Here is a 1,653-nt window from a genome sequence, read left to right as displayed (position 1 = left end):
TGGCCTGAAGGTGTGACACCGTTTCACGCGGGCATCGTCAACCTCAAGCAGGGCGACGCCGAGGCCGATGCGGCCTGCGAAGCGATTGAAGCCGCGATGGAGGCCGTGGGCCTTGAGCCGCTCTATGACGACCGCAACGAGCGCGCGGGCGGCAAGTTTGCCACGATGGACCTCATTGGCCTGCCATGGCGGATCACTGTCGGGCCACGCGGGTTGAAGAACGGTGTTGTCGAGCTGACGAGCCGCCGCACGGGCGAAAGCGAAGAGCTGCCGCCCCAAGAGGCCGTGAAAAAGCTCGCGGCGATCTACAAGGACCATATGGTCAAAGGGCTTTAAGCCTGCGCTTTGGCGCATGCGTGACGGGTAACGTGGTTTCGGGAGGCGTGTTGATGTTGTTTTTGCACAGATCGGTCTCCCGACCCTTTACTGCCGCGCTCTGCGGGAGCACGCCATGATTGCGCGCGCGCTGACTTTGGCGGGTGGCCTCACGGGCGCTGCGGGGCTGTCGCAATTTCCCGAATTTTCCCAGCAGTATATCCAGCGCATGGGCGGAGCGGTTGATGAGCTCTCGCGCTTTGTGGCCGAGTTTGACGCGGATGCCAGCGCGCTGGGGGTGAGCCGCGAAGAGGCGCTCGTGGAGCTGGCCGCTGGCAGCGATATGGGCCGCGCGCGGGCGCAGACTGTGGCCCAAACCATCGCCCGCCACGCGCGGCTTGAGGCCGATCTGGCGGTGCTGCAAACGGCAGGGCCGTTTACCCGCGCCTACGAGATGCGGCGCTTTCGCGACAGCGAGATTGCTGCGCGCGCATGGGAGGCCTACCAGCCTGCGCTGCCGCTGACGTTTGAGGGCGGTCTCTTTGCAGGCACAGGTTTCTTGGGCGGGCTTGGCTTTATCGGTGGGCTGATGGCGCTTTTGCGTGCACTCTTTGGCCGCCGCACGCGCCAGAGTGCTTGACGTGGCAGGGATGCATGCGCATTTTGCCCCTAATAATAAGAGAGCAGACCTATGGCGATGACTCCTCCTTTTGCAGGTTTTGAACTGATGATTGCCTGGCGCTACCTGCGCGCGCGCCGTGCCGAGGGCGGTGTGAGTGTAATGACGTGGATCAGCCTTATCGGGATCACGCTGGCGGTGATGGCTTTGATCGCGACGCTCTCTGTGCGCGCGGGATTTCGCGCAGAATTCGTTGACACCATTCTGGGCGCGAACGCGCATGTCACGGTCTATAACGCCGCCGAAGTGCAGGAAAACGGCCGCCTTGACCGCACAATCGAGGACTATGAAGGCGTTGCGGCCCGCCTGCGCGCGGTCGAGGGCGTGATCCGCGCCGCGCCGCTTGTGAAGGGGCAGGTGATGGCCACCGCCGCAGGGCGCAACGCGGGCATCGAGGTCTACGGGATCACAGGTGAAAACCTGATGACCATTCCAAGGATTGTGAACCCGCAGGACAGCTCTGGCGACATCATGCGCTTTGAGGCGGGCGTTGCCATCGGCTCGGGGGTGGCGCGCGAGCTGGGCGTGAGCGCGGGAGACATGATCAAGGTGATCAGCCCCAACGGTGTGAAAACCGCCTTCGGCACCAGCCCGCGCGTGAAGGCCTATGAGGTGGTCTATATCTTTACGGCGGGGCGCTATGACATTGACCGCACGCG

3 protein-coding genes are annotated in these 1,653 nt (G+C 63.6%); all 3 read left to right on the top strand.

Going from position 1 to position 1,653, the window contains the following annotated elements; translation table 11 throughout:
- Positions 1-336: His/Gly/Thr/Pro-type tRNA ligase C-terminal domain-containing protein (locus ACTG3X_RS14390; RefSeq protein WP_439111964.1), on the top strand; the 336-nt coding region annotated here is incomplete at its 5' end.
- A 115-nt stretch (positions 337-451) separates the two neighbouring features.
- Positions 452-955, top strand: a complete 504-nt coding sequence (locus ACTG3X_RS14385) for a DUF2937 family protein (protein ID WP_439111963.1) — start codon at positions 452-454, stop codon at positions 953-955.
- Positions 956-1,006: 51 nt separating this feature from the next.
- Positions 1,007-1,653, top strand: a 647-nt coding sequence (locus ACTG3X_RS14380) for an ABC transporter permease (protein ID WP_439111962.1), incomplete at its 3' end; no start/stop codon positions are given.

Source organism: Lentibacter sp. (assembly GCF_965658795.1).
Lineage (GTDB): Bacteria > Pseudomonadota > Alphaproteobacteria > Rhodobacterales > Rhodobacteraceae > Lentibacter.
This window is presented reverse-complemented; position numbering and strand designations above follow the sequence as displayed.